Source organism: Bradyrhizobium sp. USDA 4452 (assembly GCF_054063575.1).
The window spans coordinates 2,397,574-2,412,070 of the sequence record NZ_JBSSGK010000001.1; the positions used below are offsets into that span (position 1 = coordinate 2,397,574).

Here is a 14,497-nt window from a genome sequence, read left to right on the forward strand (position 1 = left end):
CATGAGCGGCATCCTCATGCTGGTGCGGCGCTTCGGCGCCGACGAACGAGGGAACTTCGCGATGATCTCGGCCGGCCTGATGACGCTCCTGATCGGGTGCGCCGGCCTTGCCATCGATCTCGGCACGATCTTCGCCGACCGGCGCAAGACCCAGAGCACCGCGGACCTCGCCGCGATCGTCGCCGCCGCCAACCTGAGCAACCCGGTCAACGCTGCCACCGCGACGGTGACGCAGAACAACTATCCGGCCAGCGCGCTGGTCAAGGTCGAGACAGGGACCTACACCGCAGACAAGACCATCGCGCCGCAATCCCGTTTCGTGACCCCCGCGGTGGGCATTCCGAACGCTGCGCGCGTCACGCTGACGACCAAGACCCCGCTCTATTTCGCACGTTACATCACAGGCGCGAGCAGCTTCAACATCACGACCACCGCCACCGCGACGTCGACCGAAATGGCCACGTTCGCGATCGGATCGCGCCTGCTCTCGGTCAACGGCGGGGCGCTCAACGCGCTGCTCGGCGCCATGCTGGGCACCACGCTGTCGCTCTCGGTGATGGACTATAATGCGCTGATCAGCGCCAAGATCGACGCGCTGGACTTCCTGTCGGCGCTGGCGACCCGGGTCAACCTGACCGGCGTCACCTATAGCGACCTCCTGAGCAGCAACATCAAGGTCGGCGACATCATGGCGGCGGCGTTGAACACACAGCAGATCACCAACGGCGCGAACGCAGCAACGACCGCGCTGTCGACGATCTCCCAGGCTCTCACCGGCTCCTCAGCCAAGATTTCGCCGGGCACCCTGATCGATCTCGGCCCGTTCGCCAACCTGACGGTAGGGCAGAAACCCAAGGTCGGCGCCAGCGTTTCGGTGTTCGACCTCATCAACACGGTGGCGCAGATCGCCAACGGCAGCAATCAGATCGCCACCTCGATCAATCTCGGCCTGCCCGGCATCGCCAACGTGTCCGTGATCGCAACGATCGGCGAGCGTCCGGTCGGCTCGAGCTGGATCGCGATGGGCACCCAGGGTGTGAGCGTCCACACCGCGCAGACCAGGATCCTGGCGACGATCAACGTGCTCGGCTCCGGCAGCGTTTCCGCGATCAACCTCCCGGTCTATGTCGAGGTCGCCTCGGGCACCGCGACGCTCAACGCGGTGTCGTGCGGCCATCCGAACATCAACACCTCGCAGGTCACGATCGGCGTGACGCCGGGGATCGTCGATGCCTGGATCGGCAACGTCACGGTTGCCGACATGACCAACTTCACGACCAAGCCCAATCCACCGCCGGCGATGCTGGTCAATCTCGGCCTCATCACCGTCACCGGCCTTGCCCATGCCGGCATGGGCAACACCACGCCGACCAACGTCAATTTCAGCTACAGCGACATCCAGTCGGGCACGAAGAAGACGGTGACGACGACGAACTTCCTCACCTCGCTCACGTCAACCCTACTCGGCGACCTCTCACTCACCATCAATGTCGGCCCGCTCGGGCTTCCGATCCCGGGACTGGGCGCGCTCGTCATGGGTATCCTCAACGCCGTGACGAGCCCGATCGATCAGGTGCTGGCGACACTGCTCTCGACGCTCGGCATCGGGCTCGGCCAGGTCGACGTCTGGGTGCTGGGCATACGCTGCGACGGCGCGGTGCTGGTGAACTAGGGCATTCTCCGGGGAACGATCGCGAGCGGGCATCACATCGGGATAGGAGACTGCCGTGAGCGCAACAATAAAAAGATACAAGATCGACAGCCAGCGAACCGTCCTGATGAAGCGCGGAACGATCTTCTTCCGCAACACCAGCGTCGGATGCCTTGTGCTCAACATCTCGACCGGCGGCGCGGGGCTGGCGGTGGAAAGCGACGTCGCGCTTCCGTTCGCGTTCGATCTCGAGATCGAGAGCGAACCGATCCGGCGGCACTGCATTCAGGTCTGGCGGCTGGAGCGCCGGCTCGGCGTGACCTTCGAATTCGACCGGGTGCAGCGGCCAGAAGGCGGCCCGGTCTAGCCTTCCGTCACGATATCCGGGCGGCTTCGCTGATCGAGGCCGCCCGCAAGCGTGTCAAGCGTGCAGCGTCAGCCACAAGCTCACGGCAATTGCAGCCACGACGATCCCGCTCCATACCACGGGCGCGGCGCGCTTCGAGCTACCGCTGCGCGGCGAGTCGTTCTTCGCATGATTGAACTCATTTCGCATCGTGGTTAGCAACCGCTGGGAAATACCAGCTAATTGTCCCGATTGCCGTCGTGCTTCGTCGGTGCGGGCTGCGTGACGCTGACCGGGTCGGAGGCTGGGAAGGTATCCTCTAGTCCTTCCTTCAGCCGGGAGTGCGCCTTGCGGTCGGCAGCCTGCGCCTCGTGCGGCTTCTCGGCATGCTTGTCATGCGCGGCTGGATCGAATTTCTCGGCCATGTCGTCCCTCCATCTCCTGGACAACGCGCCCACGCAAAGGAGGGTTCCAGAACCGCCTTGGCGCATTGCGCCGCAGCGTGTATCAGGGGCCAAATCTTGACCGTGACCAGGAACTTTCGCGTGCCCCAGGACCCCATCAAGCAGCCGCTCATCGACCTCCTGTCGGGCCACCGCCAGGCCGTGCCGCCGCTCTGGATGATGCGGCAGGCCGGCCGCTATCTGCCGGAATACCGCGAGCTGCGCGCCAAGGCCGGCGGCTTCCTCGACCTCTGCTTCACGCCCGAATTCGCCACCGAGATCACGCTGCAGCCGATCCGCCGGTTCAACTTCGACGCCGCGATCATCTTCTCCGACATCCTGGTGATCCCCTACGCGCTCGGCCGTTCGGTGCGCTTCGAGGCCGGCGAAGGGCCGCGGCTCGATCCGCTGGCAACGCCCGGCGAGATCGCCACGCTGGCGACAAAGGCCAATTTCGACCAGCTCGAGCCGGTCTTTGAGACCGTGCGCCGCGTCCGGCGCGAGCTTGCGCCCGAGATCGCGCTGATCGGCTTCTGCGGCGCGCCGTGGACGGTTGCGACCTACATGGTGGCCGGACAAGGCACGCCGGACCAAGCGCCGGCGCGGATGCTCGCCTACCGCCATCCGGACGCGTTCGCTGGGATCATCGACGTCCTGGTCGAGAATTCGATCCATTATCTCGTCGGCCAGCTCAAGGCCGGCGCCGACTGCCTGCAGATCTTCGACACCTGGGCCGGCGTGCTGCCGCCGCGCGAGTTCGCCCGCTGGTCGATCGAGCCGACCAAGCGCATCGTTGCCGGGGTGCGCGAGCAGGTCCCCGGTGCCCGGATCATCGGCTTTCCGCGCGGCGCGGCCGGTATGCTGCCGGCCTATGTCGAGCAGACCGGCGTCGATGCCGTGTCGATCGATTGGGCCACCGAGCCGTCGATGATCCGCGAGCGGGTGCAGAGCCGCGTCGCCGTGCAGGGCAATCTCGATCCGCTGGCCCTGATTGCCGGCGGCGCCGCGCTCGACCGCGCGGTGGACGATGTGCTGGAGAATTTCGGCCGCGGCCGGCTGATCTTCAACCTCGGCCACGGCATCCTGCAGGAGACGCCGATCGCCCATGTCGAGCAGATGGTCGCACGGGTGCGCGCGTATAAGGGCTGAGGCCTGCTACCTTGCATCCTCCAGGATCATGTCCGACGCCTTCTCGGCGATCATGATCGTCGGCGCGTTGGTGTTGCCCGACATCAGGTCCGGCATCACGGACGCATCGACCACGCGCAGCCGCTCGACACCGCGCACCTTGAGCCTGTTGTCGACGACCGCGAGCGCATCGTTGCCCATCCGGCAGGTCGAGGTCGGATGATAGACCGTGCTGCCGGTGCGGCGGCAGAAATCGAGCAGGTCGTCGTCGCTGACCACCTTGGCGCCGGGATCGACCTCGCCGACCGAGTATGACTTCAGCGCCGGCGCGGCCAGGATCTTGCGCAGGATGCGGATGCCGTCGATGAAGGCGCGGCGATCGGTTTCGGTCGCCAGATAGTTGATGCGGATTTCCGGCGGCACGCTGGGGTCCGCGCTGCGGATCTTCAGCGAGCCGCGGCTCTCCGGACGCAGCTGGCAGACCGACGCGGTGAAGCCCGAGAATGGATGCAGCTTCTCGCCCATCTTGTCGGTCGAGAACGGCAGGAAGTGGATCTGGATGTCGGGTGATGCCAGCCGCGGGCTGGTCTTGAAGAACGCCCCCGAGGTGCCGGCCGCAATCGTCAGTGGCCCCTTGCGCAGCGCCGCGTAGCGCAGACCCGCCATGACGCGGCGCACCGGATGGTTGACGACGTCGTTCAGCGTGACGGTCTGGGCGCAGCGCGTGACGATGCGCACCTGCATATGATCCTGCAAATCGTTGCCGACGCCGGGCGCATCGAGCAGAACCTCGATGCCATGCTGCTTCAGCAGATCGGCGGGGCCGACGCCGGAAAGCTGCAGCAATTGCGGCGAATTGTACGCGCCGCTCGACACCAGCACCTCCTTGCGCGCCTTGGCGGTGCGCAACTGCCCGTTCTGCCGGTACGCGACGCCGCTGGCGCGCTTGCCGTCGAACAGGATGCGCTGCGCCAGCGCCGAGGTCTCGACATGCAGATTGCCGCGCGTCAGCGCCGGCCGCAGATAGCACCGCGCCGTCGAAGCGCGCCGGCCGCGGCGCGTCGTGGTCTGGAAGAAGCCCGCGCCCTCCTGGGTCGCGCCGTTGAAATCCGGATTGGTCGGGATGCCGACCTCGGCTGCGGCATGCACGAAGGCTTCGGACAGCGGATCGCGATGCCGCCAGTCCGATACCGGCAGCGGACCGCCGGTGCCGTGGTATTTGTCGCCGCCGCGCTGCTGATCCTCGGCCTTCCTGAAATAGGGCAAGACGTCGTCATAACCCCAGCCGGCATTGCCGCGCTGCCGCCAGCGGTCATAATCCTCGTGCTGACCACGCACATAAAGCAGGCCGTTGATCGAGCTGGAGCCGCCGAGCACTTTTCCGCGCGGCTGGAACACCTGCCGTCCGTTCAGGCCGGGCTCAGGCTCGGTCTGGTACATCCAGTTGACGGATTTTTCCTTGAACAGCTTGCCGTAGCCGAGCGGGACATGGATCCAGATGTTGGTGTCCTTCGGCCCGGCTTCGAGCAGCAGCACCGAATGCTTGCCGTCGGCGCTGAGGCGGTTGGCGAGCACGCAGCCGGCCGAGCCGGCGCCGACGATGACGTAATCATACTCGGCGGCGTCGTTGGTCGACGCGCCATGATTGTTGTTGTTCATTGGTTTCCCCCGGCCATGCGGCGCGGCCGGCAGGGTTGCGCCCCTGCCCAGCATTGGGAACAGACCTAGCGAGCGTGGCAGATACGGTCAAGAAAGTTAGGGCGATCCGGAGCGGTACCGCCGGACCTTCGAGCGCGGGATCGGCGCGCCGCAGACCATCAACGCGACGGGCGCGTTCAGCTCTCGGTTTTCTGCCGCCGCGTAGCGGTGCGCTGCTGGGTCCGGCGCGGCGGCCTGGTCGTTGCCTGATCCACGCGGGAGCCGGACGGCAGGCCGTATTTCGCCGACGCCGCCTCCAGCGAGGTCTCCTCATCGGGCACATGGAGGGTGGAGAGAAAATCCGCACCGGCCCGCATCACGTGCTCGGCGGCAAGCGTGGCGGCGGCGCGCTCGTCGCCGGCGATGATGGCGCGCAGGATCGCGGCGTGTTCGTCCCAGGTGCGCGCCTGGCGCACCGGATCGGTCGGCGAGAACAGCATCGCCGTGCGTTCGCGCAGCCGCTTGAGCAGATCGGCGAGCACGCGGTTGCGGCCGGCCTCCGCCAGTTCATGGTGGAATTGCTGATTGAGATCCGGCAACAGCTCGTAGCGCCGTGCCGCGACCGCCTCGTTGCCCTGCTTCAGCACCGCCGCGATCCGCTTGATGATGCTCTCTTCGCGGCGGCGCGCGGCGAGGCGCGCGTTTTGTCCCTCGAGCAGCGCGCGCACCTCGATCGTCTCGCGCGCTTCCTCGTCGCTCATCGTGATGACGGAGGCACCGCGCCGCGCGGTCACCTCGACGAGCCCCTCCGATTCCAGCACCCGGATCGCCTCGCGCACGGGATTGCGGGAAACGCCGAGCTCGTCGGCGAGGCGGCCCTCGACCAGCCGCTCGCCGGGCTTCAGCCGCCGGCTCAGGATCGCCTGCCGCAGCTCCTCGATGACCTTGCCGTGGAGGGAGAGGTAGTCGTCGCCGAGACGTTTGGAGCTTCCGAGCTTGCCTGCCATGAACCGACCTGTCCGGCCGCGCTTCGCTCAATGCATGGACACCGGAGGTCCAGCGAGCTGCCAGAGTCCTGGCCGAATGACCGCTGCCCGGTATTTAGACCGCCGGCGGCATGCCATCAAGCTGCGCTCATTCGCCGTCAACAGCTACGGGTCGCGCCGCCGGCACGGCGGCTTTCGGCACCCACGAGACGCTCACGCTGCCGGTGAGAAAGGTCTGGCACGCCATGCGGTAGCCGGCGGCGAACTGCTCCTCGGTGAGGTGCTTGCGCTCCTTCGGCTTGATCGCATCGGTGTTCTCGATGCCCTTCTCGATCAGGCATTTGCAGGTTCCGCACAGGCCACCGCCGCACTTGAACGGAATGCCGCCCTGCTCGCGCAGCGAGACGCGCAGCAGATTGCTGTTCTCGGCGGCAGTGACGGTTTTCCCGCCATTGGTCAGAAACGTGACTTCGATCATCCCGCGATCCACTCAGCGCTTGCGCAGCTTGGTGTCCATGTGACCGAACGTGACGAGATGCTCGAGCTCGTTCAGCGCCCGCTCGGGCGTCTCGAACTTCTCGAGGAATTTCGAGGGCACCTCGTTCACGACCTGTGGCGACCAGGCCTCGTCGATCACCCTGACCTTGGTCTCCTCGAGCAGTTCGGCAATCACGAACGTCGCTTTCCTGATGCCGTAGAACAGGTAGTCATAGGCCGCGAGCGGCCGTAGGCCCCCGGCGATCTCGGTACGAAACTGCCCCGGCTTGCTCGTCAGTATCACGTACATCGGTCACGTCCTCCCAACGGCGGCGCCGGCCGGCGCGACGACGTCGGCCAGCGGGGCTGCCTCCTGCGACAGTTCAATGTCATGCGTGAGCCAGAGCTGGCAGGCGAGGCGATATCCCTGCTCGATCCTGGCACCGAGGCGCTTCTTTTCCTTCCAGTTCGGCTCCGGCAAATGCTCGCCGCCCTTGATGACCAACGACGCGCACTTCCCGCACTTCCCCATCCCGCAGCCGTAAAGGAAGTTGGGATAGGGAAACTGGCGGATGCCGGCGCGGACGACGAGATTGGTGTTGTCCTTGACCTCGCCGACAAAGGTCTCGCCGTTGCGGTGAAAGATGACGTTGGGCATCGCGCCGCTGCTCCCTGCGGCTCAGGCCTGCAACAGCACACGCTCTTCGGCGGAGACGCCGCTGGCAAGATCGAGCTCCGCCAGCGGAATGTCGCTTGCGACATAATCGTGGTACAGCGCAGTGGTGTAGAGCAGCCGCATCTGCGCGCCGATCTCGCAGATCTTGAGGCAACGCTGCTGCAGCTCGACCGTATTGGCGTGCTCGAGCACGATCTGGTAGCCGCGCTCGCCGTGAATCTCGTCCGACACGATGTGAAGGTCGAAGAACTCGACTTCCTCGTCGGTGAATTTGTACTTTTCGCGCAGGGTCGGCGTCTGCTTGCGATAGATTGAGGGCACCTGCGACTCCAGGCCGACCACGAGGCCGGCCACCGCGACGATCGGGTCCTCGCGCATCGCGACCGAATAACACCAGCTCTGCAGCCCGCGCGTCGTCGGCGTCATGTTGTCGGGGTTCTTGACGCGTGCCGCGGTGGTGCCGCAGGCCTCGGCAAAACGGATCAGCAGGTCGGTGTGGCGGTCGCCGCCGATCTCCTCCTCATACATGTTGGCGAGGAGGAAGTCCTTGGCTTCCTGATACTGCTCCGGCATCCGCGCATAGATGTAGCCGAGGTAATCGGCGAACGGACCGACATAGTGGTAGTGGTTCTCGGCCCAGCGCGCGAGATGCGCGCGGCTGAGCTTGCCGCTGGCCCAGGCGACGCTGAACGGGGCCTTGTTGGCGCTCTTTCCCTTGATGGCATTTTCGAGGGCCGCTCGAAATTCCACGTGATCCATCAGCTTCTGCATCGTGGTGCTCCTGTGCCGTGAAGAAATCGCCGTCCACCAACGGGCCATTGGGCGCATTCTGATCGGCTATTCCGGTATACTGTATACTAAACCAATGACTGTCAACACCGAAACCCGGGTTCTCCTCCGTTCATCCCACCTGGCGGCAGCCGTGCTTTATCGCCTCAATTTAGGGCATATTTCGCACAAAATATGATCGGAAGTGCTTTCACCCCTCTGCGAGGCACAGAGCGATGGCTCGCAATTTGCGCTTGCTATCGCGGCATACAGTATACATTATTCGCCGCATCAGAGGGGGAAGCAACAACCATGCAGCACGCTCCGATCGTTGCGGCACATTGGGTCTATCTGCTCGGCGTCGCCGTCATCGTTCTCACCATGGTCTGGCGCGCCAACGTCGTGGTGCCGTCGGTGATCGCGACGCTGCTGGTGGCGTTTGCCTGGACGCACAGCCCGGTCGCAGCGCTAGCCAGCGTGTTCAATGCGAGCTTCACGGCCGCCAAGGAGCTGTTCAACATCTTCCTGGTGATCGCGTTGATGACGGCGCTTTTAAACGCGCTGAAGGTGCTGCGCTCGGACATCCGCATGGTCGAGCCGTTCCGCGCCGTGATGAAGACCGGACACACCGCCTATTTCGTGCTTGCCGCCATCACCTATGTGATCTCGCTGTTCTTCTGGCCGACGCCGGCCGTGCCGCTGGTCTCCGCGGTGCTGCTGCCCGCAGCGATTGCGGCCGGCCTGTCGCCGCTCGGCGGCGCCATCGCGATCGCGATCGCCGGACAAGGCATGGCGCTGTCGTCGGACTATGTGATCGGCGTCGCGCCCGGAATCAGCGCCAAGGCGGCCGGCGCCGCGGTCAGCGCCGCTTCCGTCGCGGACCGCGCACTGGTGCTGTCCCTTATCACCGGCGGCATCGCGTTGACCCTCGCCTATCTTTCGATCCGCAAGTCGATCACCAAGGCCGACGAGAGGCTGCTGGAGCGCTGGCAGGCGCAGTCGAGCAACGGAGAATTGGCGCGGCTGGAGCAGGAGGGCACGTTCGACAAGGCGGAGATCGCGCGCGGCACCGCCGGCTGCCAGCCGCCGCTTGCGACCCAGGCGCAGATCGACAAGGCGCTCGCCGGGGTGCCGACGCGCCGCGAAGGCTGGTCGAAATTCTTTGCGGTCGCGACCCCGCTCGCCTTTCTCTGCGTCATCGCGGTGATGGTGCTTGCCAAGCTCGGCATCGGCCACGACCTCAAGGGCGGCGATGCTGCGGCCCTCGTCGGCGGCGTCGCCGCGATCCTGATGATCTGCGCATCCTTCATCACCGATGATCTGCGCAAATTCCTCGACACCAGCGCCGACCACGTTACCGAAGGCTTCGTCTTCGCATTCAAGGCAATGGGATCCGTGCTGCCGATCGCGGGCTTCTTCTTTCTCGGAGCCGAGCCCGGTCTGTCCGCGCCGATCCTCGGCGTGCCCGCGGCGCAGGCGCCGAGCCTGCTGTTCGAACTGATCCAGACCGCACAGGCCTGGATACCGGGCAACGAGTTCTTCGTCGCCTTCGGCATCCTGATATCAGGCATGATCACCGGCATCGACGGCTCGGGCTTTGCCGGCCTGCCGCTGACCGGCTCATTGTCGGGTGCGCTGGCCCCGTCGGTCGGGATGCAGCCCGCGACGCTCGCCGCGATCGGGCAGATGGGCGCGGTGTGGACCGGCGGCGGCACCCTGGTGGCCTGGTCGTCGCTGATCGCAGTAGCCGGCTTCGCGCGCGTTCCCGTGTTCCAGATCGTGCGGACCGCGATGGTCCCCGTGTTGACCGGGCTCGCGGTCTCGACCGTCTGCGCGGTCCTGATCTGGCATTGAGGAGAATCTTGTGACGATAGCTGAAACGACGATACGCAACGCGCACCCTTCAGCGGAGGGCGGCGCCGGGATCGAGCAATTTCCGAACCTGATCGCCGGCGAGCGGATCGCGAGCGCCTCCGGCAGATCGTTCGCGAACATCAATCCCGCCGACACCAGCGACCTGGTCGGACGTTTCCAGGACTCGACCGCCGCCGATGCGCAGGCGGCCGTCGATGCCGCGGCCGCCGCTTTCGCGGGGTGGCGGCGGACGCCGATCACGAAACGCGCCGCCATCCTGAACCGGGCCGCCGATCATCTCGAGGCGCGCGCCGATCAGATCGCCCGCGAGATGACGCGGGAAATGGGCAAATCGCTCGGTCTCGCGCGCGACGAGGTGCTGCGCTCGGCCCAGACCCTGCGATTCTATGCCGTCGAGGGACAGTCGCTGACCGGCGAGGTGTTTCCGAACGACGATCAGGACATGACGGTCTACACCTTGCGCGAGCCGCTCGGCGTCGTATCGGTGATCACGCCCTGGAATTTTCCGATCTCGATCCCGGCGCGCAAGATCGCACCGGCCCTCATCACCGGCAACACGGTGGTGTTCAAGCCGTCGTCCGATGCACCGCTCAGCGGCTATCGCCTGGCGGAGGCGCTGATCGCCGCGGGCCTGCCGAGCGGCGTGCTCAACTTCATTACCGGCAAGGCCGGCGAGATCGGGCCTGCGATCACCGAGCCGCCGGTCATTCGCGCGATCTCCTTCACCGGCTCGACGTCGGCCGGCGAGCAGATTTGCCGCGCGGTCAGCTTCACGACCCGCACGCAGATGGAGCTCGGCGGCAAGAACCCGCTGATTGTGATGGACGACGCCGACCTCGATCTGGCGGTCGATCTGACCGTCAAGGGCGGCCTGTCGCTGGCCGGCCAGGCCTGCACCGGCACCAGCCGCGTGCTGGTCATGAAGCAGGTGCGCGCCGAGTTCACCGCGAAGCTGCTCGCCAAAGTGAAGGCGATCAAGATCGGCAGCGGCCTCACCGGCGGAATAGAGATGGGACCGCTGGCGACGGCGAGGCAGCTCGACACCGTGCTGCGCTACGTTGCGATCGGGAAGAAGGAGGCCACGCATCTGTACGGCGGCGACCGGCTCACCGGAGCTCCCTATGACGGCGGATACTTCGTCTCCCCTGCGATCTTCACCGACGTGACCCAGGACATGACGATCGCACGCGAGGAAATCTTCGGCCCGGTGATCGCGATCATCGAGGTCGACAGCTACACTGATGCGATCGCCACGGCCAATGCCAGCGAATATGGATTGTCGGCCGCGATCGTGACCCGCAACCCGCGCGCGATGCATGATTTCGCCAGCGACATCCAGTCCGGCACGGTGAAGATCAACCGCACCACGACGGGCAATCTGATCAACGCGCCGTTCGGCGGATTGAAGCGATCGAGCACCTCGACCTTCCGCGAGTCCGGCCGCACCGGACTCGAATTCTACACCCAGATCAAGACCGTCTATCGCGGCACCTGAGCCGCGATCGACCACCTACTCCAATTCCGAAAGATCGCGATGAGACAGTCATTCAAACTCGAACTTGCCGAAGCCCGCCACATGATCGCGGCCGCGATCCGCAAATCCGCCGAGATGGGCGTTGCGGAAACGGTCTGCGTGACCGACGAGGGCGGCCATCCGCTGGCGCTGGAGCGGATGGACGGCGCGCGGATCACGGGCCCGCAGATCGCCTGGAACAAGGCGTTCACGGCGGCCGGACACAAGCGCTCCACCCATCTGTTCAACCAGCCGCCGAACGGACCCGCCCTGCCCGGCAACGAGGCGTTCGGCATCCAGTGGAGTTTCGACGGAAAATTTGCCGTGTTCGTCGGGGGCTTTCCGATCGTGGTCGACGACGAGGTCGTCGGCGGCATCGGGCTGAGCGGCGGCAACGGCGAGCAGGACACCCAATGCGGCGTCGCTGCCCTGCAGGCCTTGCAGGAGCTGCTGCAGGGCCATCGCGTGCTGGTCGCGGCCGACATCAAGAAGTGACGGGCGCCGCCGGGAACGACGAACGTCTGGCGTGATCTCGGTACCCTCGCCTGATGCGCCAATAGAGCGCATCGTCCTCCTCCGCGGTCGGGGGATCGGGCAGATCGCGTTTTCGTGGAATTGCCGACTTGCCGTGAGATCAGGGACAGACGACGTAGCTGGCCCGCGCGATCCGGAACCCGGGATCGTGATCGGTGGTCGGCGAGCTCTGTGCAGCTGCTGGTTCTGCCGTTCGCGGAACCCGACTCATCGCCGAAAACCGGCGGGCGATCGAGCAGCGCGGCGGGTCATATCTGCCGGTCCGTGACACCCGTCACGGCCCGCCGTGACGTCACATCACGCATTTCTTCGATTTGTGCGCGATGCCTGCCGGTGGAACAAGATCGTGAGCCAGACATGGCACGGTCCGTTCCAATAATTCACAGTTTGTCAAAGGTTTGCAGAGAATTCTTGGTCCCTGCGCATGGTCAAACCACGCAAGCGACGTGGTGACGCGCAGGCAATGTAGTGAGATGCGTATCGATCTCAGATCATATTTCGCGGCCTTGTTCGCGGGTGACCTCGCGGCATTCGGCGCATCGCCGACAGACGAAGCGCTTGCCGGCCACATCCGCGCCGAGCAGGTTTCGCTCGTGCTGGGCTATTCCTTCGGCATGATGCTGGCCAACGCCTGCAACGCGCTGGTGCTGGCGGCTGCGCTGTGGCAGTCGCCGGATCGGGCCTTCGCGCTGGTATGGGCCGCCGCCGTGAGCGGCGCGGCACTGTTCTTCGGCCTGCAGGCGCGCGCCTCGCGCCGCATCGCCAAGCCGCAATTCGTGTCGCGCCGGACCATGTACCGGCTGGTGCGCAATGCATTTGCGCTCGGCGCCGCCTGGGGCGTCGTCCCGGTCGCCTTCTTTGCGAACGCATCGAGCGGCGCGCAACTCGTGATCACGTGCCTTTGCGCCGGCATGCTGGCCGGCGGCGCCTTCGCCTTCTCGACCATCCCGATCGCCGTGATCGCCTTTACCGCGCCGATCTTCGTCGGCACCGCGATCTGCCTCGGCAGGGACGGCGACTTCATCTACCTGCTGATGGCCATCCTCGTCCTGGTCTACGGCTCGGTGCTGCTGCGCGGCGTGTTCGTCAATGCGTTCGAGTTCAGGCGGCGGATCATCGCCCAGCACGAGGCCGAACGGACGGTGCGGCAGGATCCCTTGACGCATCTGCCGAACCGCGTCGCCTTCAACGAGGCGCTCAATGGTGCGCTGAGCCGGCTGGAGCGCTCGGGCGAGGAATTCGCGGTGCTGCTGCTCGATCTCGATCGCCTCAAGGAGGTCAACGACAGGTTCGGCTATCCGGCCGGCGACGAGCTCCTGGTGCAGCTCGCAGCGAGGCTGCAGCGCTGCACGCGCGCGGCCGAACACGTCGCACGGGTCGGCGGCGACGAATTCGCACTGCTCATGTCGAATCTGACCCGGCCCGACGATGCGCTCGCGATCGCCGAGCGGTTCGTCGCGGCCCTCGCCGATCCCTTCCCGATCGACGGGTTCGAGATCACCAGCGCCATCAGCGTCGGCATCGTGCTCGCGCCGCGGGACGGCAACACGTCCCACGAGCTGCTCAAGCATGTCGACATTGCGCTGTTCCGGGCGAAGAAATCCGGCCCCGGCACGATCTGCTTCTTCGAGGCCTCCGACGACCAGTCGGCGCGCGAACGCCGCACCCTGCAGCGCGACCTGGAACAGGCCATCGAGGAAGACCAGCTGTTTCTGGTCTACCAGCCTTTCCTCGACATCCGCCAAGGCCGCGTCACCGGCTTCGAGGCATTGCTGCGCTGGCAGCATCCGACCCGCGGCCTGATCCCGCCCAGCGTCTTCATTCCGATCGCCGAGGAGAGCGGACTGATCCACCAGCTCGGCGAGTGGGTGATCCGCCGCGCCTGCGCAATGCTGTCGCGCTGGCCGGATGACATCAGGATCGCGGTGAACTTTTCCGCGGTCCAGTTCCAGAATGTCGGCATTCTGCAGACCATCGTGGAGGCGCTTTCCGAAGCCAACGTCGCGCCGAGCCGGCTGGAGATCGAGATCACCGAATCGATGCTGATCTCGAAATACGGATCGGCGCCCGCGATCCTGAACGGGTTGCTCGAGCTTGGGCTGACGGTCGCGCTCGACGATTTCGGCACCGGCTTCTCGTCGCTGACCTATCTGCGCAAGCTTCCGTTCAGCCGCATCAAGATCGATCAATCCTTCATCCGGGACATGCTGACCCAGCCGGATTGCGCCGCGATCGTCAAATCGGTGATCGGCCTCGCGCAGGACCTGCAGATCGGCGTCGTGGCCGAAGGCGTCGAGACCGCCGATCAACTCGAATATCTGCGCCAGACCAGTTGCGACGAGGTGCAGGGTTATTTGATCGGCCGGCCGATGTCGGGCAGCGAGATCTCCGCGCTGCTCGATCGCAATCCGCAGCACTCGGTGCACGCGGCCTAAACCGGATCTAGCGCCGCGTCCGAGCGC

The 14,497-nt window shown here is 65.5% G+C and carries 14 protein-coding genes; 7 read left to right on the forward strand and 7 right to left on the reverse strand.

The window, feature by feature from the left end:
* Window position 1 precedes the first annotated feature (1 nt).
* Together ACVISU_RS11460 and ACVISU_RS11465 are read left to right on the forward strand one after the other, a co-directional pair.
* Window positions 2-1,672: a pilus assembly protein TadG-related protein gene (locus ACVISU_RS11460; protein ID WP_050401694.1), complete on the forward strand. Its 1,671-nt coding sequence runs from the start codon at window positions 2-4 to the stop codon at window positions 1,670-1,672.
* Window positions 1,673-1,727: 55 nt separating this feature from the next.
* Complete coding sequence (locus ACVISU_RS11465) at window positions 1,728-2,018, forward strand: PilZ domain-containing protein (RefSeq protein WP_456707010.1); 291 nt, start codon at window positions 1,728-1,730, stop codon at window positions 2,016-2,018.
* A gap of 218 nt (window positions 2,019-2,236) precedes the next feature.
* Here the strand turns inward: ACVISU_RS11465 and ACVISU_RS11470 are convergent, their stop codons facing one another.
* Window positions 2,237-2,422 carry a hypothetical protein gene (locus tag ACVISU_RS11470; protein WP_050401692.1) on the reverse strand — a complete coding sequence of 62 codons (186 nt, stop codon included), beginning with the start codon at window positions 2,420-2,422 and terminating at the stop codon, window positions 2,237-2,239.
* A gap of 120 nt (window positions 2,423-2,542) precedes the next feature.
* Between ACVISU_RS11470 and hemE the strand changes: the two genes are divergently transcribed.
* Entirely contained in the window at window positions 2,543-3,589 is a 1,047-nt protein-coding gene (gene hemE / locus ACVISU_RS11475; RefSeq protein WP_456707011.1) for a uroporphyrinogen decarboxylase, read from the forward strand.
* 6 nt (window positions 3,590-3,595) lie between these two features.
* On the opposite strand, the gene ACVISU_RS11480 is transcribed toward hemE, so the two are convergent.
* The 6 genes from ACVISU_RS11480 to ACVISU_RS11505 form a co-directional block, all read right to left on the reverse strand.
* Window positions 3,596-5,227, reverse strand: coding sequence for a GMC family oxidoreductase (locus tag ACVISU_RS11480; protein ID WP_456707012.1), 1,632 nt, complete (start codon window positions 5,225-5,227; stop codon window positions 3,596-3,598).
* Window positions 5,228-5,403: 176 nt separating this feature from the next.
* A complete protein-coding gene (locus tag ACVISU_RS11485; RefSeq protein ID WP_063695321.1) occupies window positions 5,404-6,213 on the reverse strand; it encodes a GntR family transcriptional regulator in 810 nt (269 codons plus the stop codon).
* 127 nt (window positions 6,214-6,340) lie between these two features.
* Window positions 6,341-6,670 (reverse strand): 2Fe-2S iron-sulfur cluster-binding protein, encoded by a 330-nt coding sequence (locus ACVISU_RS11490; protein WP_050401690.1) that lies wholly within the window; start codon window positions 6,668-6,670, stop codon window positions 6,341-6,343.
* Window positions 6,671-6,682: 12 nt separating this feature from the next.
* Window positions 6,683-6,979 carry a hypothetical protein gene (locus ACVISU_RS11495; RefSeq protein WP_050401689.1) on the reverse strand — a complete coding sequence of 99 codons (297 nt, stop codon included), beginning with the start codon at window positions 6,977-6,979 and terminating at the stop codon, window positions 6,683-6,685.
* 3 nt (window positions 6,980-6,982) lie between these two features.
* Window positions 6,983-7,327: a 2Fe-2S iron-sulfur cluster-binding protein gene (locus tag ACVISU_RS11500; protein ID WP_050401688.1), complete on the reverse strand. Its 345-nt coding sequence runs from the start codon at window positions 7,325-7,327 to the stop codon at window positions 6,983-6,985.
* 21 nt (window positions 7,328-7,348) lie between these two features.
* Window positions 7,349-8,116, reverse strand: coding sequence for a TenA family transcriptional regulator (locus ACVISU_RS11505; RefSeq protein WP_050401687.1), 768 nt, complete (start codon window positions 8,114-8,116; stop codon window positions 7,349-7,351).
* A 309-nt stretch (window positions 8,117-8,425) separates the two neighbouring features.
* Here ACVISU_RS11505 and ACVISU_RS11510 point away from each other — a divergent pair, with 309 nt between their 5' ends.
* From ACVISU_RS11510 to ACVISU_RS11525, 4 genes are all read left to right on the forward strand, one after another.
* Window positions 8,426-9,967 carry a hypothetical protein gene (locus tag ACVISU_RS11510; RefSeq protein WP_456707013.1) on the forward strand — a complete coding sequence of 514 codons (1,542 nt, stop codon included), beginning with the start codon at window positions 8,426-8,428 and terminating at the stop codon, window positions 9,965-9,967.
* A gap of 10 nt (window positions 9,968-9,977) precedes the next feature.
* Complete coding sequence (locus ACVISU_RS11515) at window positions 9,978-11,483, forward strand: aldehyde dehydrogenase family protein (protein ID WP_456707014.1); 1,506 nt, start codon at window positions 9,978-9,980, stop codon at window positions 11,481-11,483.
* Window positions 11,484-11,522: 39 nt separating this feature from the next.
* Window positions 11,523-11,996 carry a GlcG/HbpS family heme-binding protein gene (locus ACVISU_RS11520; protein ID WP_456707015.1) on the forward strand — a complete coding sequence of 158 codons (474 nt, stop codon included), beginning with the start codon at window positions 11,523-11,525 and terminating at the stop codon, window positions 11,994-11,996.
* A gap of 512 nt (window positions 11,997-12,508) precedes the next feature.
* Window positions 12,509-14,470 (forward strand): putative bifunctional diguanylate cyclase/phosphodiesterase, encoded by a 1,962-nt coding sequence (locus tag ACVISU_RS11525; RefSeq protein ID WP_456707016.1) that lies wholly within the window; start codon window positions 12,509-12,511, stop codon window positions 14,468-14,470.
* Window positions 14,471-14,497: the final 27 nt, after the last annotated feature.

Excerpts from the sequence above, each read along its gene's own strand:
- ACVISU_RS11485 (WP_063695321.1), bottom strand. The coding sequence starts at position 6,213 with ATGGCAGGCAAGCTCGGAAGCTCCAAACGTCTCGGCGACGACTACCTC.
- ACVISU_RS11490 (WP_050401690.1), bottom strand. The coding sequence starts at position 6,670 with ATGATCGAAGTCACGTTTCTGACCAATGGCGGGAAAACCGTCACTGCC.
- ACVISU_RS11470 (WP_050401692.1), bottom strand. The coding sequence starts at position 2,422 with ATGGCCGAGAAATTCGATCCAGCCGCGCATGACAAGCATGCCGAGAAG.
- ACVISU_RS11520 (WP_456707015.1), top strand. The coding sequence starts at position 11,523 with ATGAGACAGTCATTCAAACTCGAACTTGCCGAAGCCCGCCACATGATC.
- ACVISU_RS11495 (WP_050401689.1), bottom strand. The coding sequence starts at position 6,979 with ATGTACGTGATACTGACGAGCAAGCCGGGGCAGTTTCGTACCGAGATC.
- ACVISU_RS11460 (WP_050401694.1), top strand. The coding sequence starts at position 2 with ATGAGCGGCATCCTCATGCTGGTGCGGCGCTTCGGCGCCGACGAACGA.
- ACVISU_RS11510 (WP_456707013.1), top strand. The coding sequence starts at position 8,426 with ATGCAGCACGCTCCGATCGTTGCGGCACATTGGGTCTATCTGCTCGGC.
- ACVISU_RS11480 (WP_456707012.1), bottom strand. The coding sequence starts at position 5,227 with ATGAACAACAACAATCATGGCGCGTCGACCAACGACGCCGCCGAGTAT.
- ACVISU_RS11500 (WP_050401688.1), bottom strand. The coding sequence starts at position 7,327 with ATGCCCAACGTCATCTTTCACCGCAACGGCGAGACCTTTGTCGGCGAG.
- ACVISU_RS11525 (WP_456707016.1), top strand. The coding sequence starts at position 12,509 with ATGCGTATCGATCTCAGATCATATTTCGCGGCCTTGTTCGCGGGTGAC.
- ACVISU_RS11505 (WP_050401687.1), bottom strand. The coding sequence starts at position 8,116 with ATGCAGAAGCTGATGGATCACGTGGAATTTCGAGCGGCCCTCGAAAAT.